Raw genomic sequence first — 24386 nt, 5'->3', positions numbered from 1 at the left:
GTCTTCGCCGCCCCCACGCCCTGCCCGCTTTTGGTGTTCATCAAAGATGCCCTCGCACTCTATCCATACAGCGTTACAGCCGCTGCGGCATCGCGTTTGACGCGCTGACGTCGGATGGATTCCCCGAAGCGATCGGCCTGGAGCACGAGAAGGCACCCACCACGGAGACTGCCCAGCATACCTAGAACACATTGGAACATCCTTCGGTGCCCCACTCCTGGGCGATCCGCGGCGCGAGGATGTCGTACCCGCGGATTGGGTGTGCGCCAGCGCTCCCTCGGCGCTCAGGCGCTCCGGGAGAGCGCCGCTCCAGCGTTTGGCGTGCGCGACGGCTGCATGATCGTGGTCATCGCCCGGCCTGGTGCGGCAGCAAATTGTCCGGCCCTTGAAGAATCCGCGGGCGCTGCGCGCTTATCCCGGCGCTTCCGCTCGCACCCGGACGACCTTCCCATCGAACGCGACCGCCAGCGCATGGACCGGCGCAGCCCCGCTCGCGCGCAGCTCGGCGGCGTAGTCGCGCGCCCGGATCTGCGCCAGCGCCTCGTCGAGCGCCTGCTCGAGGCTGACCCGCGGCGCGCGGGCGACCTTGAGCTCGAGCACGACGCCAGGCCGGCCCGGCTGCGCCGGCCGGATCATCACGTCGGGCCGCCCTTGCCCGGATTCGCGGTTGGAACGCACCTGATGGCCCGGCTCGAGCGCCGCGAGCAGGCCGGCGACGAAGCCGTGATAGACCGCCTCCGGATCGACCCTCGTCGCGTCGTGGTACGAGAGCACGCCGGCGACGAACGCCTGGAGCTCCGCTTCGAACCCCGCGGCGTCGCCCGAGAGGAGCGCGGCGAGGAGCCGTTGCATGCTGCTGCCTTGCCGCCTGAGCCGCGCCTCCGCCCAGCGGCGGAACGTGCCCGTGTAGAGCAGCCGCACCTCGCGGTTCGGGATCTTCAAAGCGTGCGCTGGCTGCTCCCCGTGGCCGCGCGAGCGCTTCTCGGCGCGCAGGTATCCGGAGAAGACCAGCAGCCCGAACAGCGCATCTTCGTTCTGCGCGAGGTCGCCGATGGCCACGTTCTCCTCGAGCACGCGTTCGAGCTCGCCTCCCTCCATCAAGACCTCCAGCGCGGGCTGCAGCGTCACGGCGTGCTCCTCGATCACCTTCTGGATGAGATCGTTGGAGCTCGTGCCGAGCCAGAACGGGAGCGGATCCTGGTCTTGCCCTTCGAGGAAGCTGAGGATCGACCAGGGGTTGTAGATGACGGCGCCGCCGAAGTCGTACCCGTTGTACCAGGCGCGGATCACCTCCAGCAGGCTGCGCCGCCCCGCCTTCTCGAGCAGCGCCTCCACCTCGGCCTCCGTGAACCCGAAGCAGGTGTTGAAGTCCGATCGGAGGAGCGAATAGGCGACCACGTTGTTGAGCCCGGAGAAGATGCTCTCGCGCGCCACCCGGAGGATGCCGGTAAGGACGGCCCTGTGGAGGTGCGGATTGCCCTTGAGCCCCTCGGTGAGGAACGTGCGTACGAAGTCGAGGATCCGCGGGGCATAACCGTGCAGATACCCGGCGTGGATGGGCTCGTCGTACTCGTCGATGAGCATCACGACGCGCTCGCCATGGAGGCGATGGAGGTGGCTCGACAGATCCAGGAGCGCCCGACCATAAACGGCCTCGGACGCCGTGCCGTCCAGCACTTCCTTGTAGCGGCGCTGCTCCACCTCCCCGAGCTGACCGCTGTCGAGCACGTGGCGGTGCTGGTTGTAGAGCTCGACGATCTTCTCTCGCAGGGCCGCCCAGCAGCGCTCGAACGTCTCCTGTTTCGCTCCCTTCAGCGTCAGGTAGATGACGGGATACCGCTGGAAGTGCTCGCGATAGCGCTCTCCGGCCCGCCATACCGAGAGATCTTCGAACAGGTGGGACAGGTCCTCCTGCCGCTTCTCGAAGAACCAGCGCAGCATCGATAAATTCAGTGTCTTTCCGAACCGCCGGGGGCGGGGGAGGAGGACGACCTCGACGCCCCCCTTGTCGATGAGCTCCAGGATGAGGTGGGACTTGTCGACGTACTCCAGCCCGGACTCGCGGAGCTTTCGGAAGTCGTCGATGCCGAGCGGGACGCGGAGGGACATGGGATTGCAGCCGTATGCGGCCCGTCCGACAGGAGGTCAAGCGAGCCGCGCCGCTGGCCGCGCCCCGTGCCCGATACGGCCGCCGGGCCGGCGTCGTGCCGTCACCGCCCTTCGCGCCGCCGATCCGCCGCGCTCCCCCGCGCAGGCGCCGCGGCGTGCCGCGCGAGCGCGCGCCGGACCGGGCCGCGATCGGCGCCCCCGGCGCGCACCGGATCGGCCTCGCCGACAAGCACCGACAGCGCGCGCGCCTGCGTCGCCGCCGCGGCCGCGAGGGTGCGATCGCCTCCCCGCGCGGCGAGCGCCGAGAGCCGCCGCGCGACGCCGAGCGCCGCCGGCAGCGCGCCCGTCGCCACGTAGGCGGCCGCGAGCTCCTGGAGCAGCTCGCCGTCGTCGCCGCGGAGCGCCGCCGCCGCTTCCAGGTCGGCGATCGCCTCCTCGCGCCGCCCCTCGCGCGACCGCAGCGCCGCCCGGGCGCGGTGGCCCTCGACGAAGCCGCTCACGTGGTCCAGCCCCACGGTGTACGCGCGCTCCGCCTCGCGCGGATCGCCCGCCCGCTCGTACAGCGCGCCCAGCCCGAGGTACGCCGGGCCGTAGGTCGCGTCGAAGCGGACCGCCTCCAGGTACCGCCGCAGCGCCACGTCGGCCTCGCCGGCCGCGGCGCGGGCCTCGGCCTGGCGCGTCAGCTCGGCGGCCTGGGCCGTCGCCCAGCCGACCCCGTCCGCCCGGGCCGGCGCGGCCCCGTGCAGCAGCGCCGCGGCGAGCGAGGCGGCGGCGAGGGCGCGCGCTCGCGCGCTGTTTCGGGGGCGCGCGCCCCCCGCATCTACGCACCGCGCCGCGCACACACGGCCGAGCGTACCGGCGCCCGGCCCCCCGGGCAATCGGACGGCTGCTCCGGAAGGCAGCCGCCCGGCGCGAGTTCGCGTAGGATGCGCGCTCATGGGTGAGGATCTGCGCTTCCCGGACGGGTTCCTGTTCGGCACTGCCGCCTCCGCCACACAGGTCGAGGGGCACTGCGCGCAGAGCGACTGGGCCGCGTTCGCGCGTGAGCCGGGGCGCGTCCGCGGCGGCGACACGCCGGACGACGCGTGCGACCAGCTGCACCGCTTCCGCGAGGACGTCGCGCTCCAGGCGCGGCTCTGTATGGGGGCGCACCGGCTCTCCATCGAGTGGGCCCGCGTCGAGCGGGAGCCGGGCGAGTTCGATCCGGCCACGTGGGACCACTACCGGGACGTGCTCGGCGCGCACCGGGACGCCGGGATCACCCCGATGGTCACCGTCCATCACGTCACCTTGCCGCGCTGGGTCGCGCAGCGGGGCGGCCTGCTCTCGCAGGAGCTGCCGGCGCTCCTCTCGCGCTTCGCCGAGCGCGCCGTCGAGGCGCTCGGCGACCTGTGCCAGCTCTGGGTCACCATCAACGAGCCCAACATGCTCGCCCTGCAGGCCCACCTGCTCGGCGTCTGGCCGCCGGCGCGGAGCTCGCCCGTCGAGGCGGTGCGCGCCCACCAGAACCTCTTCCGCGCCCACGCCGCCATGTACCGCGCCATGCACGAGGCCGCGGGCCGGCGCGGGCACTCCATCTCGGTCGGCGTCGCGCACCACCTGCGCGTCATCGAGCCGGAGCGGTTCGGGCGGCTCGCCGACCGCATGTGGGCGGCCCTCTTCGAGCGGCTGTTCAACGACGCGTTCGCGCGCGCCGTCTGCGACAGCGGCCTGCACGACTTCTTCGGCGTGAACTACTACAGCCGCGATCTCGTCCGCTTCTCGGCGGCGCACGCGCGCGCGGGGTTCCTCCGGCGGCTCGTCCCCGAGGGGGCGGAGGTCAGCGATCTCGGCTGGGAGATCTACCCGGAGGGGCTCGGCTACGTGCTCGACGCCTGGTGGCCCCGCGCCCGGGTCCCGATCTACATCACGGAGAACGGCATCGCCGACGCCGACGACGACCAGCGCCCGCGGTTCCTCGTGGGACACCTCGCGGAGGTCGCGCGGGCCATCGAGCGCGGCGTCGACGTGCGCGGGTACATGCACTGGTCGCTGCTCGACGGCTTCGAGTGGGCCGAGGGGTACGCCCCGCGCTTCGGGCTCGTCGAGGTCGACCGCGTGACCCAGGAGCGCAGCCCGCGGCCGAGCGCCGAGCTCTACGCCCGGATCGCGCGCGCGCGCCGCATCGAGGCAGACGGCCCCGGCGGCGCACAGCGCGAGCGCGGCGCCGCGCCCGCGTGACGGACGGCACCGGAAAGACAGGAACGATGCGCATCGCGCTGCTCTACCCACCGCCCTGGAAGATCCCCGCGCCTGGGGAGGCGCCCGACACGAGCGGCGACGGCCCGCCGGCCGAGTACCGCGAGGGCGACCTCGACCCGGACTTCCACCAGACCCCGTACGGGCTCTTCTCGCTGGGCGCGCAGGCCCTCCGCGCGGGTCACCAGGTGAAGGTGCTGAACCTCTCGTCGTACCCGTTCTCGCAGGTCGAGCGGGTCGTGCGCGAGCTCGGCGCGGACGTGTTCGGCCTGTCGTGCTGGACCGCCAACCGGCGCGGCGTGGCGCTCACCGCGCGGTGCATCCGGCGGCTCCACCCCGGGGCGCACATCGTCGTCGGCGGGCCGCACGCGACCCCGCTCGCGGCCGAGATGCTGCGGCACCACCCCGAGATCGACACGGTGACGCTCGGCGAGAGCGAGCACTCGTTCCTCGAGCTCCTCGAGCGCCTCGAGGCCGGCCGGCCCGCGCTCGGCGTCCCCGGCACGGCGTACCGCGTCGACGGCCGGGTCGAGCTCGGCCCGCCCCGGCCCGCGATCGAGGAGCTCGACGCGCTCGCGTCGCCGCACGACCACTTCGCCACGCACATCGTGATGACCTCGCGCGGCTGCGCCTGGGCGTGCACGTTCTGCGGGGCCGAGGCGACCTGGGGCCGCGGCTTCCGGGGCCAGTCGGTGCCCTACGTGCTCGACTCCATCGAGGCCGCCGTGGCGAAGCTGCCGGTGAAGATGGTCCAGATCAAGGACGACACCTTCACGACGAACCGCAAGCGCGTCATCGAGATCTGCCGCGGCATCCGCGATCGGAAGATCTCTTTCCTGTGGAGCTGCGACACGCGCGTCGACGTGCTCGGCGAGGAGCTGCTCCGCGAGATGCGCCTCGCCGGCTGCCAGCGCCTGAGCCTCGGCGTCGAGTCGGGCTCGCCGTCCATCCTGAAGAACATCGACAAGAAGATCACGGTCAAGAAGATCATCGAGTCGACCGAGCTCGCGAAGAAGTACGGGATCCAGGTCCGCTACTACATGATGCTGGGCAACCGCGGCGAGACGGCGGAGACGTTCCGGGAGACGCTCGCGTTCCTGGAGGCGGCGAGGCCGCACCAGTACATCTTCTCGTGCCTGTCCATCTATCCCGGCACGCGCGACTTCGACGACGCCGAGGCGGCCGGCTGGCTGGAGCGCGACGTCTATTTCCGCGGCGACTTCCAGGAGCTCAAGACGCCGTTCGACGCCTCGGAGGAGGACACGGCGCTGATGAGCGCCTGGTTCGAGAAGAACAAGGGGCTGCGCGAGCTCTACCGCGAGGGGGTGGGGGAGCGCCTGGCGATCCTCGAGCGGCTCGGCGATCACCACGCGGCGCACCTGGAGCTCGGCGTCGCCTACCTCGACGCGGGGCAGCTCGACCTCGCGGAGCGGCACGCCGCGCGCGCGCTGGAGCTCGGCCATCCGCTGCCGGGGCTCGCGCTCAACGCGCTCGCGTGCGTCGCGGCGGGCCGGCGCGACTGGCAGGCGATGCAGGACCACTTCACGGCGGCCGCGAAGCGCGACCCGCAGCACGCCGTGCTCATCCGCAACGTGCAGGCGGCGCGCGCGTGGTTCGCGAAGGGCGGGCCTGGCAAGGGGCTCCCGCTCGATCTCGTCGCCCGCTGCGACTTTCAGCTCCTGGAGCGGACGGCGCAGCCGGCGCTCCCCGGGCCGCTCCCGGAGGACTTCGCCGTGTGGCCGCAGGCCGTGGCGCGGCCGGCGCCGCCGCGCGCGGCCGAGGCCGCCGCCCGCGACGCAGCGGCGCAGCGCGGGCGGCTCCGGGTGCTGCCGTCGTAGCGCCTGGCGGCGCGGCGCCGCCTCGGTTCCTCCGGCCCTCCCGGCGTGCTACCCGCCCTGCCATGTCGAGGAGCACAGACCACGGCCGCCCCGGCGCCGGCGCGGAGCCGGCGGCGGATCCACCTCTGCAGGGCGCGAAGGCGCCGAGCCACGCCGAGCGCTGCCGCACGCTGGCGCAGCGGGCCCGCGCCGCCACGCTGTGCACGCTCGCGCGGGATCCCGCCGGCTATCCGTACGGCTCGCTCGTCGCCGTCACCGTGGACGCGCACGGGCGCCCGCTGCTGCTGCTCTCGGCGCTCGCCGAGCACACGGGCAACCTCAAGGTCCGCGCCGAGGCGTCGCTGCTCCTCGCCGAGCCCGCCGAGGGCCTGGCCGACCCGCTCGCGCTCGGCCGGATGACCCTGATCGGCCCGTGCCGCCCCCTCGAAGGCGCGGAGGCGGCCGCCGCCCGGGCGAGGTTCCTCGCGACGCACCCGCGTGCGTCGTACTACGTGGATTTCACGGACTTTTCTTTCTACCGGCTCGACCCGGTGTCGATCCGCTACGTCGGCGGCTTCGGCCGCATGTCCTGGGTCGAGGCCGACGCGTACGCGGCCGCCGAGCCCGATCCGCTCGCGGCCGACGCCGCGGGCATCCTCGAGCACATGAACACCGATCACGCCGACGCGGTCCTCGCGTACGCGAAGGTCCTCGCCGGCATCAAGGACGCCACCGGCGCCACGATGACCTCCGTCGATCGTTACGGCTTCGAGCTCGACGTCATCACGCCGGCGGGGCCGAAGGCGACGCGCCTCCCGTTCGACGCGCCGGTCTCGACGACGGACGAGGTGCGGAAGGCGATGGTGGCGCTGGTGCGCGAGGCGCGCGGCCGCACCGCCTAGCGGCGCGCCGCGCGGGCGCCGTCCACCCCTGGGGGGCACAACTTGCGAGAGCCGGGCAGGATCTCCGCAGCCCGTCACCCGTCGCGGCGCCGCGGGCCGCTCGACCTCTTCCCGCCGCGGCGCGAGCGTCCCAGCGCGTGGTGGAGCCCGCTCTGGAGCGACCTCAGCGTGACGATCTCCCGGAGGTCGATGCCGATGCCCACCATCGTCTGCGCCACCTCGGGGCCGACGCCTGTGAGGATGACCTCCGCGCCGAGCAGCTTGACCGCCTGGGCCGCCCTGATCAGCGAGTCCGCGATCTCGGCGTCCACCACCGGCACGCCGGTGACGTCGAGGATGACCGTGGCCGCGCGCTGCGCCACCACCCCCTGGAGCAAGCGCTCCAGCAGCTGCTCGATGCGCACCCGGTCGAGCCGCCCGACGAGGGGCATCACCAGGATCCCCGCGTCGAGCGGGATGAGCGGCGTCGAGAGCTCCCGGATCGTCGCCTCCTGCGCGTCGATCATCTGCGCTTGAAGCGCCGCGCGCTCCGCCTCGGCCCGCCGGAGCTCGGTCACGTCGTAGCCCTCGGCGATCAGGAGGACGCTCTGGCCCAGCGTGTCGAGGATCGGCTTCATCTTGAGGTCGAGCGTCGCCACGCGCCCGCCGGGCCCGTGGATCTTCACCTCGCACGACGACGGCTCGCCCGAAGCTGCCCGGCGGACGCACTCCCTGATCCGCTCCCCTGCGCTCGCTCCGCCGACCCAGAACGGCGCCTGCCAGAGCGGCCCGCCGCGCGCTTCGCCCGGCCGCGCTCCGGTGAAATCGGCCATCGTCCGGTTGCGCTCGATCAGGTCCCCGTCCGGGGTGAGCAGGCCGATGAACATCGAGGTCTCGTCGAAGATCGCCCGGAACTTCTGCTCGCTCTCGCGCAGCGCCTGCTCGCGCTTCAGCTGCTCCGTGAGGGGGCGCGAGAAGGCCGAGAAGAACTGCTCATCACCGCTCTGGACGAGGTGAGAGCTCACCTCGACGTCGATCAGGTGGCCGTCCTTGTGGCGGTGCCTCGCGAGGAAGCGGAGCGACCCCTTGGCCTTGATCTCCTCGATGACCATGACGACCTCGTGCGGCGGCCGCGGGTCGATCTGGCCGATGTGCATCGTCAGGAGCTCGCTCCGGTCGTATCCCACGATGCCGGCGAAGGATGGATTGCAGTCGAGGATCTCGCCGTTCATCCCGACGACGTGGAACCCCTCGCCGGCCGCCTGCAGGATCAGCCGCGTCCGTTCCTCCTGGCGTTCCAGCTGCTCATGGAGCCTGTCGATCTCCTTGCGCAAGCCGGCGTTCTCCACCCGGAGCCGCTCGATGCTGTCCTGATCGGTCTCCACGTTCGCTCTTCCTTCCATGCTTCCGGCCGCCCCCTCCCACCCCGCCGAGGAGCCGCTCGCCCCTCCAGCGCGTCTCCAACGAACAAGGAAGATAGCCGATCGCGGCGTCACGCCGCGTGCTCGTCGGTCGGCTGTCCGAGCGCGCCGGGCGCGCTCGACCGGAGCGGACGAGCTCGACGCACCGCCGTGCTTGTCGCGGCGTGTCGCGGCAGCGTTGCGCCCATGACATCAGCGCGCGACGCGCCTGCGCGATACGAGCATGCGCCCTCGACCATTGGCCCTCGACCGGCGCCGGAGCGCGATCGTGCGATGACCCTCCTTGCCCGTGACGCCCACGATGAGCCGCTCCCCGGGGCGCGAGCCCGCCCCGGCGCGGGCTCCGTCGCGCTGAGGTGGCTCGGCGTCGCCGTCGCGGCGGCGGCGCTCTGGAGCACGCTGCGCGGCGCGGATCTCCCGAGCGTGGCGGCGCTCATCGCCTCGGTGGGAGCGCCGATGATGGCGCTCGCCCTGGTCCCCAACCTCGTCGCGCGGCTATTCCAGGCCGAGGCGAGCCGGCGCGTCTTCGACACGTGCCACCCCGCGTCCGGGCGGCCCGCGCCGTTCTCCCGGTATCTCGCGCTCACGCTGTCGACCGAGGCGCTCAACATGAGCGTCCCCGCAGGCGCTGCCCTCTCCGAGTCGGTCACGTTCTACCTGCTGCACCGGTGGTGCGGGATCCCCGGGCCGCAGGGCGTCGCCGGCATCGCGGCGCGCAGGGCGCTGATCGTGCTCGCGAACGCCGCGTACGTGGCGATCGCCCTCGCGCTCGGCTTCGGCCACCTGGAGCGCGCCTCGAGCCCCCTGATCGGCGGGCCGGGGCTCCCGTGGCTCGTGGTCCTCTCGGGGCTCGGCCTGCTCGCCGCGGCGCTCGCGCTCGCGGGCGCGCTCCTCTCGGGCACGGTCGCGTCGCGGGTCTTCGCGTGGCTCAAGCGGCTGCCCGGCCAGCGCGTGAGGGCCTATATCGAGGCGAGGGCGGCGGCCTTCTCCGCGACCGACCGCCACGCGGCCGCGCTCGGCGAGCGCCGCGGCGCGCTCGCGGCGGCGGCGCTGCTGCTGCTCGGGATGTGGCTCGCCGAGGGGGCGGAGACCTACTTCTTCCTCCGGCTGCTCGGGGTCGACGTCTCGCTCCCCGAGGTCCTCTCGTTCGAGGTCGTCCTCGCGCTCCTCCGCGCGGCCGCCTTCATGGTGCCTGCCGGGCTCGGCGTGCAGGACGCCGGCTACGTCGCCTTCCTGACCGCGCTCGGCGTGCCCGCCGCCGCCACGGTGGGCGCCGCCTTCGTCCTCATCAAGCGAGCCAAGGAGCTCGTGTGGATAGCGCTCGGCCTGCTCGTGTTCTTCGGCGGCCGGGCGGCCTTCCGCCCGGCGCCCGCCCCCATGACAGGGAGCGAGGCGACGAGATGATGAGACGGTGTGGTGATGAGATGACGAGATCCTAAAGTGACGAGGTGAGATGATGTCGAGAAGCAAGGCGCTGTTCATCTGTGGATCCATCAACCAGACGACGCAGATGCACCAGATCGCCCGGGAGCTCCCCGAGGTCGACGCGTACTTCACCCCGTATTACGGCGATCGCGACGTCGAGCTCTTGAGGAGGCTCGGCGCGCTCGAGGGCACGATCGGCGGCAACAAGCTGCGCGGCCGCTGCCTCGACTACCTCCGGGAGCACGGCCTCCCGGTCGACGACGGGGGCCGGCGGGGCGACTACGACCTCGTCCTCCACTGCTCCGATCTCGTGTGGCCGAGCAACATCACCGGGAAGAACGTGGTGCTCGTCCAGGAGGGGATGACCGATCCGGAGAGCATCCTCTTCCCGCTCGTCAAGCGGCTGCCGTCCCTGCCGCGGTGGCTCGCGGGCACCTCGGCCACCGGCCTCAGCGACCGGTACACGCGCTTCTGCGTGGCGAGCCCGGGCTACCGCGACCTCTTCGTCCGCCGCGGCGTCCGGCCGGAGAAGATCGTCGTCACCGGGATACCGAACTTCGACGACTGCACGCGTTACCGCGACAACAACTTCCCCTTCAGGCACTACGTGCTCGTCTGTACATCGGACATCCGCGAGGTGTTCTGGTACGAGGATCGCGAGAAGTTCATCCGCAAGGCCCGCTCGATCGCCGCCGGGCGCCCGCTCCTGTTCAAGCTCCACCCGAACGAGAAGGTGTCGCGCGCGGTGGCCGAGATCTCGCGGTTCGCGCCCGAGGCGAGCGTCTTCACGGGCGGGTGCGCCGAGCACATGGTCGCCAACTGCGATGTGCTGATCTGCCAGTATTCCTCGCTGGCCCACGTCGGCCTCGCGCTCGGCAAGGAGGTCCACTCGTTCTTCGACCTCGACGAGCTCCGCCGGCTCTTGCCCCTCCAGCACGGGCGCGCCGCCAGGAACATCGCCGACGTGTGCCGCGCCCTGCTCGCGGGCGAGGGGCGCGCCGCGCGGGGGCCCTCCGCCGCGGCCGACGCGCCGGCCGCCGCGCGGGGCCGCCGGCGCGGCATCCCGGCGCGCACAGCCGCCGGTGAGGCGGAGGAGGCGAGGGCGTGACCACGCTCGTCGTGATCCAGGCCCGCATGGGATCGAGCCGCCTGCCCGGCAAGGTGATGATGCCGCTCGCGGGCAGGCCGCTCCTCCAGCGCATGGTCGCGCAGGTCGCCGCCGCGCGCTCGCCCTTCAAGCTCACCGTGGCGACCACGGTCGAGCCGGCCGACGACCCGATCGCCGCGCTCTGCGCTGCGATCGGCGTGCGGTGCTTCCGCGGCCACCCGACCGATCTGCTCGACCGCCATTACCACGCTGCCGTGCTCGCCGGCGCCGATATCGTCGTGAAGATCCCGTCGGACTGCCCGCTCATCGATCCGGACGTCATCGATCGTGTCCTCGCGTTCTTCCGCAGCACCGAGGGCCGCTACGATTACGTGAGCAACCTCCACCCCGCGACGTACCCCGACGGAAACGACGTCGAGGTCATGACCATCGCGGCGCTCGAGCAGGCGTTCCGCGAGGCGCGGCGCCCGCTCGAGCGCGAGCACACGACGCCGTTCCTCTGGGACAACCCGGGCCGCTTCCGGCTCGGCAACGTCACCTGGGAGACCAGGCTCGACGCCTCCATGTCTCACCGGTTCACGGTCGACTATCGGGAAGATTACGATTTCGTGAAGGCCGTTTACGAAGCGCTCTCCACCCCTCAGAATCCCATCGTGAGGCTCGGCCCCATCCTTGAGCTGCTCGCGGCGCGCCCGGACATCATGGCCATCAACGCGAGGTACGCGGGCGTCAACTGGTACAGGCACCACCTGGGCGAGCTCAGGACCGTTTCCGCCAGGGAGACGAGGGTGCCCGGAGACACCGCATGAACGAACTCGGCCCGTCCTGCCGCGCGGAGCTCGCCGCGCTCGCGCTCCGCGTCCGGGAGCACATCGTCCGGATGTCGGCGGACGGCGGCTGCTTCATCGGCGCCTCGCTGTCGTGCGCCGACATCCTCGTTTACCTCTATGCGCGCGTGCTCAGGATAGCGCCGGCGACAGCCGCGGATCCAGGGCGCGATTACTTCTTCCTCTCGAAGGGGCACGACGTCCCCGCGCTCTACGGCACCCTCGCGGAGCTCGGCTTCATCCCCAGGGCGCGCCTCGAGAACCACCTCAAGCCCTCGGATCGCATCTACTGGCACCCGAACCGCGCCGTCCCGGGGGTCGAGTTCCACTCCGGCTCTCTCGGACACCTGCTCTCGGTGGCGATCGGGGTCGCGCTCGACATCAAGCTCTGCGCCGAGGACGGCCGCGTCTACGTGCTGCTCGGCGACGGGGAGCTCGACGAGGGTTCGATCTGGGAGGCGTGCCTCGTGGCGCACGCCCAGGGGCTCGACAACCTCGTGGCGATCGTCGACAGGAACGGGTTCCAGGCCAACATGGCCACGGAGGATCTCCTCCCGCTCGAGCCGCTCGACGAGAAATTCAGGGCGTTCGGCTGGTCGGCGTCGACCTGCGACGGACACGACTTCTCCTCGCTCGCGGCGGCGCTCCGGGGCCTCCCGCGCGAGCCCGAGCGGCCGACGGCGATCATCGCGCGGACCGTCCGCGGCAAGGGACTCCCCAGCATCGAGGGGCGCGCGGATCGCTGGTTCGTGAGCTTCACGCGCGCCGAGGTCGAGGCGCTGCTCGCGGAGCTCCACGGGGGCGGCCCGGCGGCGGTGACGTCCGAAGCGCGGATCGTGAGGTGATGAAGGTGCGTTACGAAGAGGCGCTCCTCGCGCTCTGTCAGGGCGACCCCCGGCTCGTGGTCATGACCGCCGAGAACCGCGCTGCGATCCGCGGCCTGCCCGGCCGCCTCGGCGGCCGGTTCATCGACGTCGGGATCTGCGAGCAGACGATGATCGGCGCCGCCGCCGGCCTCGCCCTCCGCGGGCGCGTCCCGATCGTGCACGCGCTCGCCACGTTCCTCGTGATGCGCGCCTTCGAGTTCATCCGCACCGACGTCGGGATCCCGGGACTGCCGGTGAAGCTCATCGGCGCGGTGCCGGGCTTCCTGTCGGAGGCGAACGGGCCGACGCACCAGGCGCTCGAGGACGTCGCGCTGATGCGCGGCGTGCCGGGAATGCAGGTGTTCTGCCCCGCCGACGAGGCGGAGCTCGTCGCCTGTCTCCCGCAGGTCGTCGCGAGCCCCGCGCCTTGCTACGCGCGCTTCACCGCCCTCCCGCCGCGCTCTCCGCACCCCGAGCCGCCCGCGATCGGCAGGGCGGAGGTCCTCTCGCAGGGGCGCGACGTCGCGATCCTCACGTACGGCTTGCTGGTCGGCGAGGCGCTCTCTGCAGCCGAGGCGCTCGCCGCGCGGGGGCTCTCGGCGCGCGTCGTGAACCTCCGATGGCTCAAGCCGATCGACGAGGACGCCGTGCTCGACGCGCTCGCCGGGGCGCGCCTCACCGTCCTCCTCGAGGACCACTTCACGACCGGCGGGCTCGCCTCGATCGTCGCGGAGCTCTGCCTCGCGCGCGGCGTCGCCGCGCCCGTCCTGCCGATCTCGCTCGGGGATCGCTGGTTCTCGCCCGCGCTGCTCGCCGACGTCCTCGAGGAGGAGGGCTTCACCGGCCGGCAGATCGCCGCCCGCGTGCTGGCCGAGCTCGACCGGCGATCGCCGCGCTCCGCGCCGCCTACCCGCTGAGCCGGAGAGAGAGCTCATGAGCCCTCCCACGCAAAGCCGACCCGATTCGAGCGGTCCGAGCCCGGCGGACGCGCCCCGCCCGCGGGCCGCGTCGTACCCCGACATCACCCGATCGACCGCGCTGTTCGAGCGCGCCCGCGGGCTCATCCCGGCGGGGACGCAGACGCTCGCCAAGGGCCCTGGGCAGTGGGTCCGCGGCGTCGCGCCGAAGTACCTCGTGCGCGGCCGGGGCGCGCGCGTCTGGGACGCGGACGGCAACGAGTTCATCGATCTCGTGATGGGCGTCGGGCCGATCTCGCTCGGGTACGCGTACCCTGCGGTGGATCGCGCCATCGCGGCGCAGCTCGCCGAGGGGATCACCTTCTCGCTCATGCACCCGCTCGAGGTCGAGGTGGCGGAGCTCGTGCGGGAGGTCGTCCCGGGCGCGGAGATGGTCCGGTTCAGCAAGACTGGCGCCGACGTCACGAGCGCCGCGGTGCGGCTCGCCCGCGCCTTCACCGGCCGCCGCAAGGTGCTGTGCTGCGGATACCACGGCTGGCACGACTGGTACATCGCCGTCACGGATCGGAGCGCGGGTATCCCGGGGGAGGCGAGGGATCTCACCTTCACCTTCCAGTACAACGACCTCTCGAGCGTCGAGGCGGCGCTCGACGGCGACGCCGCGTGTGTGATCCTCGAGCCTACCGTGTTCGAGGCGCCGGCTCCCGGGTTCCTCGAGGGCCTCGCCGCGCTCTGCCGGGAGCGCGGCGCGCTGCTCGTCTTCGACGAGATGTGGACGGGCTTCCGGCTCGCGCTCGGCGGCGCGCAGGAGCGCTTCGGGGTGAGGGCCGACCTCGCCTGCTTCTCCAAGGCGGTCGCGAACGGAATGCCGCTCTCGATCCTGACGGGGCGGCGCGACGTCATGCGCCTCTGCGAGAAGGACGTCTTCTTCTTCACCACCTTCGGCGGAGAGGCCCTGTCGCTCGCCGCCGCGAAGGCCACGATCGAGGAGATCCGCGACAGGGCCGTCCCCGAGCGGCTGGCCGAGCAGGGCAGGAAGCTGAAGGACGGTTACAACGACCTAGCCCGCGCGCTCGACATGCCGTACACCGCGTGCTCCGGGCCCGACTGCCGCTCGATCGTGACGTTTTCGGGCCCCGAGCCGCTCCTCATGAAGTCGCTCGTGCAGCAGGAGATGCTCGCGCGCGGCGTGCTCTGGGGCGGCTTCCACACGATGTGCTTCTCGCACACCGACGAGGACGTGGCGCGCGTGCTCGGGGCTTATGGAGAGGTCCTTCCCATGCTCAAGGACGCCGTTACCCGCGGCGACGTCGCCGCGCGCCTCAGGGGCGAGCCGGTCGAGCCGGTCTTCAGGAAGACCCACAACTTCCACCTCAAGCCGAGGCCCGTGGGCTGAGGAGATCCGATGAGCACCACCGTTGCTTTCTCCCTCGATGGCCGCGTGGCCGTCGTCACCGGCGCCCTCGGGCTGCTCGGGAGGCACCATTGCCGCGCGCTGCGGGACGCGGGCGCCCGCGTGATCGCCGCGGATCTCGACCACGCGGCGTGCGAGCGCTTCGCCGCCGAGGAGGGGCTCGCGGCGGGGCTGGGGGTCGACATCACGCGCCGGGCCGCGGTCGAGCGCCTCACCGACGCGGCGCTCGCGCGGTTCGATCGCATCGACGTGCTCGTGAACAACGCCGCGGTGAACGACAAGTTCGAGAGCCCCGCTGCCTCGGCCGAGCTCTCCCGGTTCGAGAGCTACCCGATCGAGCTCTGGCAGCGCGCGCTCGACGTCAACGTGACGGGCACGTTCCTGTGCTGCCAGGTGATCGGCGCGCACATGGCCCGGCGGCGGCGAGGGAGCATCGTGAACATCGCTTCCACCTATGGCGTCGTGGCGCCGGACCAGTCGATTTACCGGCGCCCCGACGGGACGCAGTCGTTCTACAAATCGCCCGCTTACCCTGCGACCAAGGGGGCCGTGCTCTCGCTGACGCGCTTCGCGGCGGCCTACTGGGGCGCGAACGGGGTGCGGGTCAACGCGATCTCGCCCGGCGGCGTGGAGGCCGGGCAAGAGGGGTATTTCATCGAGAACTACGCGCGCAAGACGCCGCTCGGCCGGATGGCGAAGCCGGACGACATCGCGGGGGCGCTCCTGTACCTCGCGAGCGACGCCTCGAGCTACGTGACGGGCGTGAACCTGCTCGTCGACGGCGGCTTCACGGCGTGGTGAGGCGGGCGCTCCGATGATCGAGCTCCCCGAGGCCGAGCTGCGCCTGCGGGCGCGCCGGATCCGGCTCGTCCTGACGGACTGCGATGGAGTCCTGACGGACACCGGCGTCTATTACTCGGAGCGCGGCGAGGAGCTGAAGCGCTTCTCCCTGCGCGACGGGATGGGCGTGGAGCGCCTCGCGACCGCCGGCGTCGCGTCGGCGATCGTCACGGGCGAGACGTCGCCGAGCGTGCGGCGGCGCGCGGACAAGCTCGGGATGCGGGTGTTCCTTGGCGTCCGCGACAAGGAGGGTCACCTCCCGGCGGTGCTGCGGGAGGCCGGGGTCGCGCGCGGCGAGGTCGCGTACATCGGCGACGACGTGAACGACCTGGGGATCATGCGGGCGGTCGCCGAGCAGGGCCTCACCGCCGCGCCCGCCGACGCCGTGGCCGCCGTCTTCTGCGCGGCGCACCGCCGGTGCGAGGCGCGCGGGGGACACGGGGCGTTCCGCGATTTCGCCGACTGGATACTCGAGCTCGCGTCGTGAGCCGGGCCTCGCCGCCCTCCGGGGCGGCCGGGCGCGGCGCGCGCCCCGCGCGGGCAACGGAGATGGAGGTTAGCTCATGTGGTCATCACCTGCTGTCGTCAAGATCGGCAATCGGCTCGTGGGCGACGGCGAGCCCGTGTTCGTCATCGCGGAGATCGGCATCAACCACAACGGCTCTCTCGAGATCGCGAAGAAGCTCATCGACGGCGCGTGCCTCGCGGGGTGCGACGCGGTGAAGTTCCAGAAGCGCACGCCGGAGAAGTGCGTGCCGCGGGACCAGTGGCACGTCGAGCGCGACACGCCCTGGGGCCGGATGACGTACATCGATTACCGGCACCGGGTCGAGTTTGGCGAGCGCGAGTACGCCGAGATCGATCGCTACTGCAAGGAGCGGGGCATCCTCTGGTTCGCCTCGTGCTGGGACGAGGAGTCGGTCGAGGTGATGGAGCGGTTCGATCCGCCCTGTTACAAGGCGGCTTCCGCGGCGCTGACGGATCACGCCCTCTTGCGCGCGATGAAGGCGACGGGGCGCCCGCTCATCGTGTCGACCGGCATGTCGACGATGGAGGAGATCGAGGCCGGGGTCGCGGCGGTCGGGCAGGGCAAGCTGCTCATCGCGCACGCTACGTCGGCGTACCCCTGCGCGCCGGAGCAGCTCAACCTGAGGATGATCGCGACGCTCAAGGCGAGGTACCCGCGCTGCCCGATCGGCTATTCCGGCCACGAGACGGGGCTCGCGCCGTCGGGCGCGGCGGTCGCGCTCGGCGCCACGTTCATCGAGCGGCACATCACGCTCGATCGAGCGATGTGGGGCACCGACCAGGCCGCGTCGGTCGAGATCGTCGGGCTGGTCAAGCTCGTCGCGAACCTGCGCGACATCGAGCGCTCGCTCGGCGACGGGATCAAGCGGGTCTACGAGAGCGAGCTCGCGCAGCGGAAGAAGCTCGCCCGGGTGCGCCCGTCGGACGGCGCCGCGGCGAGCGGGGCGCGCGCGGGCTGAGGCGGCGCGGGGCGGGGTGAGGGGCGATGTCGCTCGACGTGCTTGGCGACTGGAGGGTGCTCTCGCCGCTGCTCATCGCGGGCGCGGCGGGGGTGCTCATCGGCCTGGAGCGGCTGTTCCCGTACGACCCGGGCCAGCGGCTCTTCCGGAAAGGGTGGTTCAACGACTTCTTCCTGTACACGCTGGCGCAGAGCTATGTCCTCGGCCTCGTCATCGACGCGATCATCCGCGCGATCGACGGGGCGGTCGGGCCGGGGCGATTCCGGCTCGTCGAGGGCTGGCCGGTGTGGGCCCAGCTCCTGTTCTTCTTCGTCGTCCACGACTTCTACATCTACTGGTTCCACCGGCTCCAGCACTGGTCGCCGATCCTCTGGCGGACGCACGAGGCGCACCACTCGGTGGAGGACGTCGACTGGCTCGCGGGGTCGAGGTCGCACCCGATCGAGATCCTGATCAACCAGACGGTCGAGTTCGCGCCGATCGTGCTGCTCGGCGCCGCGCCCGAGGTCGCGCTGATGAAGGCGACGCTCGACGCGGTGTGGGGGATGTACATCCACTCGAACATCGATGTCCGGACAGGCCCGCTCCAGTACGTGATCAACGGGCCCGAGATGCACCGGTGGCACCACTCGGGCGTCTTCACCGGGTACGGCTTCAACTTCGGGACGAAGCTCGCCGTCTGGGACTGGCTCTTCGGGACGGCGTACCGGCCGGCGGGGGAGAAGCCGCCCTGCTACGGGCTCGTCGGGGTCGATTTCCCGGAGGGGTACCTGCGGCAGATCCTGGCAGCGTTCCGGCGGCCGGGGGGCGTGGCCCGCGACGCCACGGACGATGCTCCCCAGACGTGCTCGACCTCGAGAGAGGGGGCTCCGGAGACTTCGACGAAGGGCTCGCCTGCCGCCGTCTGACGAGCCACGCCAGAGAGGGAGCCTCGCTCCCTGCACACGATCACCACCGTCCAGGAGCCGTTGCGACGCCGCAAGACCACCACATGTGGCGCGCAGCGAGGCAATTTGCCACACGTCCGACGTCCACCCGCCGCCTGAATTCCGGGGATTTTGGCCCGGTGAAGGCGTTCGCGAGCGGCCACAGCCTGGGCACGCTTGCTGCCGTCGAGGTCGGCCATGTCGATCGAGCGCGAGGTGCGCGACGCCACAAAGACAGGAGCCCGCACAGTCCGGCCAGAGGTGGCGCCCTACGTGGTAGGGATCGGCGCTTCGGCGGGGGGGCTCGAGGCGCTCGAGCACTTCTTCGCGAACATCCCGAAGGAGAGCGGGATGGCCTTCGTCGTTGTCCAGCACCTGTCGCCGGACTTCAAGAGCCTGATGGACGAGATCCTCGGGCGCCGCACCGAGCTGCCCATTCACCTCGTCGAGAACGGCATGCTGGTCCAGCCCGACCACGTCTACCTGATCCCGCCGAAGAAGGAGATGATCATCGCCGGAGACCGCCTCCTCCTCAGCGAGAGGGATCGCGACCAGGAGCTCGCGCTGCCCATCGACGTGTTCTTTCGATCCCTCGCGCAGGACTGCGGCCCGCGGGCGATCGCCGTCGTCCTCTCCGGGGGCGGCAGCGATGGCTCACGGGGGATCCGCGCTGTTCACGAGGCGGGCGGGCTGGTCGTCGTGCAGGACGTCGACAGCGCGCAGTTCGATGGGATGCCGAAGACCGCGCGTGACGCCGGTGTGGCCGACTGCGTCCTGCCTCCCCAGGACATGCCGCGCGTCCTCCTCGATCACGTGAGGTCCAGGGGCCGCCGGCCGGAGCGGGACGCGGCCAGCGTCGATCAGGGGATGAGCGCGGTCTACAGGATGCTCGAGGAGCAGTTCGGAATCGACTTCACGCACTACAAACCGAGCACCGTCACGCGGCGCATCGAGCGGCGGATCCAGCTCGCGCATACGGACGATATCGAACAGTACGTCAAGCGCCTGAAGAGCAAGTCGAGCGAGCTCGACGTGCTCTACCGTGATCTCCTCATCGGCGTGACGCGCTTCTTCCGGAACGAGGAAGCGTTCGGCATCCTCGAGCGCTCGGTGCTCCCCGAGCTGCTGCGCGCCGGGCCGCGGGACGCCCCGTTCCGCGTGTGGGTCGCCGGCTGCGCGACGGGCGAAGAGGTCTATTCGCTCGCCATCCTCCTCCACGAGCTCACGTCCGCGGGCGGCCACCGCCCGTTCAAGGTCTTCGCGACCGACGTTCACCATGGATCGCTCGAGGTCGCGACGCGCGGGCTCTACGAGGAAGAGGCGGTGGTGAACGTCTCGCCCGAGCGGCTCGAGCGGCATTTCATCCGGCGCGGACGCAGCTACCAGATCGTCCCGGATCTCCGCCAGGCGGTGGTGTTCGCGCACCACAACGTGATCAAGGACGCGCCGTTCACGCGCGTCGACTTCATCAGCTGCCGCAACGTGCTCATCTACCTTCAGCCGGCGGTGCAGCAGAAGGTCCTGAGCCTCTTTCACTTCGCGCTCAACCGCGGGGGCGTTGTCTTCCTCGGGCCCAGCGAGACGCCGGGGCACCTCGCGCACGACTTCGAGATCGTCGACAAGCAATGGCGGATCTACCGGAAGTACAGCGACCGGCGGATGCAGGTCGAGCCCCGCTTTCAGGCGGTATCACCGAAGGCCCGGAGCGCCCCGCGCTCGGGGATCACCGCGCCCGTCGCGCGCCACCCGGCGTCGCACCTGCTCGGGACCTACGACGCGCTGCTCGACGAGTTCATGCCTCCGGGCCTCCTCGTCAATGACGCAGGGGAGCTCGTCCACGCGTTCGGCGGCGCGAGCCGGTTCCTCAAGGTCAAGGATGGCAGGCAGGGGCTCGACGCCTTCGAGATGCTGGACTGCGACCTCAAGATGGTGCTGACGGGGGGCCTCCGGCGCGTCATCAACGAGCGCACGGCGATCGTGTTCAAGGGGGTGCAAGCGGACGGCGGCACCTACAAGATCACGATGCGCCGCGTCGAGAGCCGGCGAGGCACTTTGCCCCACGTCCTCATCACCTTCGACGCGATCGACGGGGCGCCGCGGCGGGCGGCGATGCCGGAGATGGAGATCGACCTCGACGACGTATCGCGCGAGCAGCTCGGCGCGCTCGAGGCGGAGCTCGGGCACACGAAGCAGACCTTGCAGGCGATGACAGAGCAGCTCGAGGCGAGCAACGAGGAGCTGCAGGCGGCGAACGAAGAGCTCCTCGCCTCCAACGAGGAGCTCCAGAGCACGAACGAGGAGCTCCAGAGCGTCAACGAGGAGCTCTACTCGGTGAACGCGGAGTACCAGCGGAAGATCGCCGATCTCACCGAGCTCGGAAACGACATGGAGAACCTCCTGTCGAGCACGGACATTGGCACGATCTTCCTCGACAGGGAGCTCAAGATCAGGAAATTCACGCCGCAGATCGCGGAGAGCTTCAACCTGCTCTTGCAGGACGTCGGCAGGCCGATCGAGACGTTCACGTATGCTGTCGACCACCCGGAGCTCACCGCGGATCTCAAGCGCGTGCTCGCGACGGGGGAGCGCGTGGAGCGCGAGCTGCGCGACCGGCATGGCCGCTCGTTCTTTCTTCGCGTCCTCCCCTACCGTGCCAAGGGCACCATCGCGGGGGTCGTGCTCACGCTCATCGACGTGAGCGGCCTGAAGGCGGCGGAGGACGCGCTCTTCCACGAGCGCTATCTCCTGAATAGCCTGCTTCGCAGCGTTCCCGACGCGATCTACTTCAAGGACGCGCGCGGCCGGTTCATTCGCACGAACAACGCCATGGCGGAGCGCCTCGGCCTCTCCGATCCAGGCGAAGCGGCGGGCAAGACCGGCTTCGAGCTGCCCGGGTACGAGGCGGCGCTCGCCGTTCACCAGGAGGACGAGGTGGTGCTGCGGACCGGCGAGGCGCAGCACTACAAGCTGGAGAAGCGCGTGCGGCACGACGGCGTCGTGGAGTGGGACCTCGTCACGCGGCTCCCGCTCATCGATGCGGCGCGCCACATCGTCGGTATCATCGGCATCTTCCGGAGCGTCACCGCGCAGAAGCGATCGGAGGAGCAGATCAAGGACGCCGTGCGCAGGCGCGACGAGTTCCTCGCCATGCTGTCGCACGAGCTCCGCAACCCGCTCGGCGCGATCGTCCACGCCACGGCGCTGCTCAAGGAAGACTGCTCCGCGCCGGACGGCGCGTCCGGGATCGACGAGAAGGTCGTCCAGATCCTCGAGCGTCAGTCCGCGCAGATGGCGCGCCTGCTCGACGATCTGCTGGAGGCGAGCCGCGTCACGCAGAACAAGATCGAGCTCCGAAGGCGCGTGCTCGACCTCGGCACGGTGGTGAAGGACGCCGCCGACGCGGTCAAGAACCTCATGGACACGCGCGGCGTCCATTTCTCGGTCGCCGTCGATCGAGAGCCGATCTGGGTCGAGGGCGACCCTGCGCGGCTCCAGCAGGTTCACGTGAACCTGCTCAACAACGCTGCGAAGTACACCTCGCGTGGGGGTCATGTCACCCTGGAGGCCAGGCGCGTGGACGGACACGCGGTGGTCCGCGTGAAGGACGATGGCGTCGGGATCCCGAAGGAGATGCTCGACACGGTGTTCGAGCTCTTCGTGCAATCGAGCCGCACCCTGGACCGATCGGCGGGAGGGCTCGGCGTGGGGCTCACCCTCGTCCGGGGCCTCGTTGAAAAGCACGGCGGGACCGTGAGCGCGCGGAGCGAGGGAGAGGGCAAGGGGTGCGAGTTCGAGGTGCGGCTGCCGATCTCCGAGCCGTCCTCCGAGCAGGAGGCGGCGCGCGGCTCGCTCCTCGCGAACATCCCCAGGAGATGGCGGGTCGTCGTCGTGGAGGACAACGACGACGGCCGCGAGGCGCTCTGCGCGCTCCTTTCGCGCGCCGGTTTCGAGTGTCACTCGGCGTCTCACGGGATCTCGGGGATCGAGCTCATGGACGAGGTGCTCCCGCACGTGGCCATCGTGGACATCGGGCTGCCGGGGATCGACGGCCTCGAGTTCGCGCGCCGCGTCCGGGAGAAACCCCAGCACAAGGACGTCTATCTGATCGCGCTCACCGGCTACGGGCAGCAGGGCGACCGCGAGAGGGCGCGTGAAGCCGGGTTCGACGAGCACCTCGTGAAGCCCGTCGATCTCGCCACGCTCAAGCGGCTGCTCGCCGAAGGCGAGCCGGTGACGGGCGAGGGCGGCGCCGGAAGCGCTCGCCCGACGGGCCTTTCCTGAGCGCCACGCCTCCTCGCCCGGCGAGCCAGCTCGTCTCGCCTGCGCGCTTCGGTCCGCGCTGGGCGTCAGGCGGCGCCAGCGCGGCGCGACGACCGAGCTCGGCGGCGCCGGCGGGCTGTCAGAGGCATTCGACGAGGCCGTCGTAGAGCGATCGGTCCGTTCCGGGGAGCTCCGCGTCGATCGCCCGACCTGCCGCCGCCGAGAGCGCCTCGACGAGGTCGGTCACGGCCGTGTCCGGGGCGACGGGCATCTCGCAGAGGAAGACCCTCGCGTCGACCTCGACATCGCCCGTGGGAGGCGCGATCTCCTCGTTGCTCGCGGCGAGGATCCACACACAGCGGCCTATCGTCCCGGCGTGCTCCTCGACGGAGCAACGGAATCGAAGCGGCTCGTAGTTGCTGAAATCGCCTTCGCAGAACGTGTCGCCGCACACGACGTCGAAGTCGTCGTTCAGCTCGCGAAGCAGGTCGTACCAGGCGTCGATCTCGGCCGAGCTCGTGAAGTACGACGCGGCGTCGACGAAGCTCCTCGCGCTCGTCGAGCCGGCCGGCGCCGCTGCGCCGTCGTGCTGCGGTGGGGTGCTCTCCGGCGGCTCCGGGGCGGCGCCTTGCGCGGTGGAGCAGGCGAGCGCGAGGACAGGGAAACTCATGGACATGGCATGACGAACCGACATGGGTGCCTCCATCCGAGCGCGGCGCGTGGCGTCGGCTCGGGCCAGCACGCCGCTCCCGGGCCTCGCGCTGCCCCGCAACGGCGGGGACCAGCGCGGGGTCGGACCTCGCGGCGCTTCGGTGGGCACGTATTGCGAACGGTATGCCGCGGCCTTTTTGCGGGACCTTTGGGCCCTCTCCGCGCTCCGGGACCTGGCGGCCGCCACCCGCGCCGCCAGTTTCGCCAGCGCAGGGCCGTCGCGCGCGGCGCTCGGATCACGGGAAGGTCAGGATCTCCACCCAATGAGGGCCGCGGCCCACCGGGTACGACGTCGAGGAGGTGAGCCCGCGCCGGGCGGCGCGCCTGCCCACGTCGCAGCAACGCGCGCCATCAGGCAAGCCGAGCTGCAAGGGCGTGAGGCGCGGAGGCGCGAGGGGTGACGGAAGAGGTGAAACCCCATGGACGAATCGCCCGAGGACCGGCACGATACCTCGCCATGGGACGAAAGAAGGCGCATGCTGCGGCGATGAGCCGCTCCCCGCGGGCGTGATGGTCTGTCTCGGCGCATGGGCGCGGAGGTGCAAGGTCCGATGCTGAAATGGCTGCTCGTCGGGCTCGTGGTGTTCCTTGTCTACCGGTTCGCGACGAAGCGGCCGCGTTACGATCGGCTGTTCTCGCCGGACCACCTGATCGAGCTCTCGCGCGGGCTCGGCCGCGCCAAGGACACCGCGCTCAAGCGCCCCGGCGGGGGCCCGCCCGCGGACCCGTTCGCCGAGGGCAATGCCTTCATCACGTCCGCCGACATCGCCGTAGTATACACCGTCGCCGAGGCCGGCGAGGCCGGACGAGAGCACCACGTCTCGCTCTCGTTTCGCGGCGGCGCTCTCGCTCGCGCCGCCGCGGGGTTCCTTGCCGCGGCGCTCTGTCGATTGCTCGGCCTGGGGGAGACGCAGCGCGTGCTCGCGGTCTCGAGCAGCGGCGTCTACCACCTGATCTTCCAGGTCCCCGCCGCGGACGAGGCGCGATTCGCAGCGCGAGCCGTCCCGAAGCTCGACGACGCGTCTGCGCGGAGGCTCGTCGGCGCGGCGATGGAGGATCGGGGGCCGCTGCTCGCGCGCCTCGGCAAGCTCGACGTCAAGGTCCCGAAATGATGTTCTTGCCGGAGCTGAAGGGGAACG

At 71.2% G+C, this 24386-nt stretch carries 19 protein-coding genes; 15 read left to right on the top strand and 4 right to left on the bottom strand.

Annotated features, from left to right (window positions below; genetic code table 11):
• Positions 1-411: 411 nt before the first annotated feature.
• A complete protein-coding gene (locus WMF44_RS22880) occupies positions 412-2109 on the bottom strand; it encodes an AAA family ATPase (RefSeq protein ID WP_437301233.1) in 1698 nt (565 codons plus the stop codon).
• A gap of 101 nt (positions 2110-2210) precedes the next feature.
• Positions 2211-2951 (bottom strand): tetratricopeptide repeat protein, encoded by a 741-nt coding sequence (locus tag WMF44_RS22875; protein ID WP_437301232.1) that lies wholly within the window; start codon positions 2949-2951, stop codon positions 2211-2213.
• Positions 2952-3045: 94 nt separating this feature from the next.
• Here WMF44_RS22875 and WMF44_RS22870 point away from each other — a divergent pair, with 94 nt between their 5' ends.
• The 3 genes from WMF44_RS22870 to WMF44_RS22860 all read left to right on the top strand — a co-directional run bounded on the left by WMF44_RS22870 (position 3046) and on the right by WMF44_RS22860 (position 7066).
• On the top strand, positions 3046-4329 hold the full coding sequence (locus tag WMF44_RS22870; protein WP_437301231.1) for a glycoside hydrolase family 1 protein: 1284 nt from the start codon (positions 3046-3048) through the stop codon (positions 4327-4329).
• Between the two features lie 26 nt (positions 4330-4355).
• Positions 4356-6185, top strand: a complete 1830-nt coding sequence (locus tag WMF44_RS22865) for a radical SAM protein (RefSeq protein ID WP_437301230.1) — start codon at positions 4356-4358, stop codon at positions 6183-6185.
• Positions 6186-6247: 62 nt separating this feature from the next.
• Positions 6248-7066: a HugZ family protein gene (locus WMF44_RS22860; RefSeq protein WP_437301229.1), complete on the top strand. Its 819-nt coding sequence runs from the start codon at positions 6248-6250 to the stop codon at positions 7064-7066.
• 74 nt (positions 7067-7140) lie between these two features.
• Here WMF44_RS22860 and WMF44_RS22855 read toward each other — a convergent pair whose 3' ends face one another.
• Positions 7141-8430 (bottom strand): PAS domain S-box protein, encoded by a 1290-nt coding sequence (locus WMF44_RS22855; RefSeq protein WP_437301228.1) that lies wholly within the window; start codon positions 8428-8430, stop codon positions 7141-7143.
• 309 nt (positions 8431-8739) lie between these two features.
• On the opposite strand from WMF44_RS22855, the gene WMF44_RS22850 reads away from it, so the two are divergent.
• The 11 genes from WMF44_RS22850 to WMF44_RS22800 all read left to right on the top strand — a co-directional run bounded on the left by WMF44_RS22850 (position 8740) and on the right by WMF44_RS22800 (position 22557).
• Positions 8740-9870, top strand: coding sequence for a lysylphosphatidylglycerol synthase domain-containing protein (locus tag WMF44_RS22850; RefSeq protein ID WP_437301227.1), 1131 nt, complete (start codon positions 8740-8742; stop codon positions 9868-9870).
• Between the two features lie 49 nt (positions 9871-9919).
• Positions 9920-10999, top strand: a complete 1080-nt coding sequence (locus WMF44_RS22845) for a hypothetical protein (RefSeq protein WP_437301226.1) — start codon at positions 9920-9922, stop codon at positions 10997-10999.
• Positions 10996-11808 (top strand): cytidylyltransferase domain-containing protein, encoded by an 813-nt coding sequence (locus WMF44_RS22840; protein ID WP_437301225.1) that lies wholly within the window; start codon positions 10996-10998, stop codon positions 11806-11808. Before WMF44_RS22845 ends, WMF44_RS22840 begins: the two co-directional genes overlap by 4 nt.
• Positions 11805-12671 (top strand): transketolase, encoded by an 867-nt coding sequence (locus tag WMF44_RS22835; protein WP_437301224.1) that lies wholly within the window; start codon positions 11805-11807, stop codon positions 12669-12671. The genes WMF44_RS22840 and WMF44_RS22835 overlap by 4 nt, the downstream gene beginning before the upstream one ends.
• Complete coding sequence (locus WMF44_RS22830; RefSeq protein WP_437301223.1) at positions 12671-13609, top strand: transketolase family protein; 939 nt, start codon at positions 12671-12673, stop codon at positions 13607-13609. Before WMF44_RS22835 ends, WMF44_RS22830 begins: the two co-directional genes overlap by 1 nt.
• Before the next feature lie 16 nt (positions 13610-13625).
• A complete protein-coding gene (locus tag WMF44_RS22825; protein ID WP_437301222.1) occupies positions 13626-15005 on the top strand; it encodes an aminotransferase class III-fold pyridoxal phosphate-dependent enzyme in 1380 nt (459 codons plus the stop codon).
• A 9-nt stretch (positions 15006-15014) separates the two neighbouring features.
• The gene (locus WMF44_RS22820) at positions 15015-15824 is read left to right on the top strand and encodes an SDR family oxidoreductase (RefSeq protein ID WP_437301221.1); all 810 of its coding nucleotides are present in this window, start codon (positions 15015-15017) and stop codon (positions 15822-15824) included.
• Between the two features lie 13 nt (positions 15825-15837).
• Positions 15838-16350, top strand: coding sequence for a KdsC family phosphatase (locus tag WMF44_RS22815; protein ID WP_437301220.1), 513 nt, complete (start codon positions 15838-15840; stop codon positions 16348-16350).
• 76 nt (positions 16351-16426) lie between these two features.
• Positions 16427-17350 carry an N-acetylneuraminate synthase family protein gene (locus WMF44_RS22810; protein WP_437301219.1) on the top strand — a complete coding sequence of 308 codons (924 nt, stop codon included), beginning with the start codon at positions 16427-16429 and terminating at the stop codon, positions 17348-17350.
• Positions 17351-17376: 26 nt separating this feature from the next.
• Positions 17377-18258, top strand: a complete 882-nt coding sequence (locus tag WMF44_RS22805; RefSeq protein WP_437301218.1) for a sterol desaturase family protein — start codon at positions 17377-17379, stop codon at positions 18256-18258.
• 216 nt (positions 18259-18474) lie between these two features.
• Positions 18475-22557: a chemotaxis protein CheB gene (locus WMF44_RS22800; protein WP_437301217.1), complete on the top strand. Its 4083-nt coding sequence runs from the start codon at positions 18475-18477 to the stop codon at positions 22555-22557.
• A gap of 118 nt (positions 22558-22675) precedes the next feature.
• Here WMF44_RS22800 and WMF44_RS22795 read toward each other — a convergent pair whose 3' ends face one another.
• Complete coding sequence (locus WMF44_RS22795) at positions 22676-23206, bottom strand: hypothetical protein (RefSeq protein ID WP_437301216.1); 531 nt, start codon at positions 23204-23206, stop codon at positions 22676-22678.
• A 592-nt stretch (positions 23207-23798) separates the two neighbouring features.
• On the opposite strand from WMF44_RS22795, the gene WMF44_RS22790 reads away from it, so the two are divergent.
• The gene (locus WMF44_RS22790) at positions 23799-24359 is read left to right on the top strand and encodes a hypothetical protein (RefSeq protein ID WP_437301215.1); all 561 of its coding nucleotides are present in this window, start codon (positions 23799-23801) and stop codon (positions 24357-24359) included.
• The last annotated feature ends 27 nt before the right edge of the window (positions 24360-24386 follow it).

It is taken from the genome of Sorangium sp. So ce426 (genome assembly GCF_051475585.1).
Taxonomy (GTDB): Bacteria; Myxococcota_A; Polyangia; order Polyangiales; family Polyangiaceae; genus Sorangium; species Sorangium cellulosum_B.
This window is presented reverse-complemented; position numbering and strand designations above follow the sequence as displayed.

Bases quoted from the DNA above. Each gene is read 5' to 3' on its own strand.
- WMF44_RS22805 (WP_437301218.1), top strand. From the start codon at position 17,377: ATGTCGCTCGACGTGCTTGGCGACTGGAGGGTGCTCTCGCCGCTGCTC.
- WMF44_RS22845 (WP_437301226.1), top strand. From the start codon at position 9,920: ATGATGTCGAGAAGCAAGGCGCTGTTCATCTGTGGATCCATCAACCAG.
- WMF44_RS22870 (WP_437301231.1), top strand. From the start codon at position 3,046: ATGGGTGAGGATCTGCGCTTCCCGGACGGGTTCCTGTTCGGCACTGCC.
- WMF44_RS22835 (WP_437301224.1), top strand. From the start codon at position 11,805: ATGAACGAACTCGGCCCGTCCTGCCGCGCGGAGCTCGCCGCGCTCGCG.
- WMF44_RS22825 (WP_437301222.1), top strand. From the start codon at position 13,626: ATGAGCCCTCCCACGCAAAGCCGACCCGATTCGAGCGGTCCGAGCCCG.
- WMF44_RS22815 (WP_437301220.1), top strand. From the start codon at position 15,838: ATGATCGAGCTCCCCGAGGCCGAGCTGCGCCTGCGGGCGCGCCGGATC.
- WMF44_RS22880 (WP_437301233.1), bottom strand. From the start codon at position 2,109: ATGTCCCTCCGCGTCCCGCTCGGCATCGACGACTTCCGAAAGCTCCGC.
- WMF44_RS22820 (WP_437301221.1), top strand. From the start codon at position 15,015: ATGAGCACCACCGTTGCTTTCTCCCTCGATGGCCGCGTGGCCGTCGTC.
- WMF44_RS22795 (WP_437301216.1), bottom strand. From the start codon at position 23,206: ATGAGTTTCCCTGTCCTCGCGCTCGCCTGCTCCACCGCGCAAGGCGCC.
- WMF44_RS22860 (WP_437301229.1), top strand. From the start codon at position 6,248: ATGTCGAGGAGCACAGACCACGGCCGCCCCGGCGCCGGCGCGGAGCCG.
- WMF44_RS22790 (WP_437301215.1), top strand. From the start codon at position 23,799: ATGCTGAAATGGCTGCTCGTCGGGCTCGTGGTGTTCCTTGTCTACCGG.
- WMF44_RS22800 (WP_437301217.1), top strand. From the start codon at position 18,475: ATGTCGATCGAGCGCGAGGTGCGCGACGCCACAAAGACAGGAGCCCGC.
- WMF44_RS22830 (WP_437301223.1), top strand. From the start codon at position 12,671: ATGAAGGTGCGTTACGAAGAGGCGCTCCTCGCGCTCTGTCAGGGCGAC.
- WMF44_RS22810 (WP_437301219.1), top strand. From the start codon at position 16,427: ATGTGGTCATCACCTGCTGTCGTCAAGATCGGCAATCGGCTCGTGGGC.
- WMF44_RS22865 (WP_437301230.1), top strand. From the start codon at position 4,356: ATGCGCATCGCGCTGCTCTACCCACCGCCCTGGAAGATCCCCGCGCCT.
- WMF44_RS22850 (WP_437301227.1), top strand. From the start codon at position 8,740: ATGACCCTCCTTGCCCGTGACGCCCACGATGAGCCGCTCCCCGGGGCG.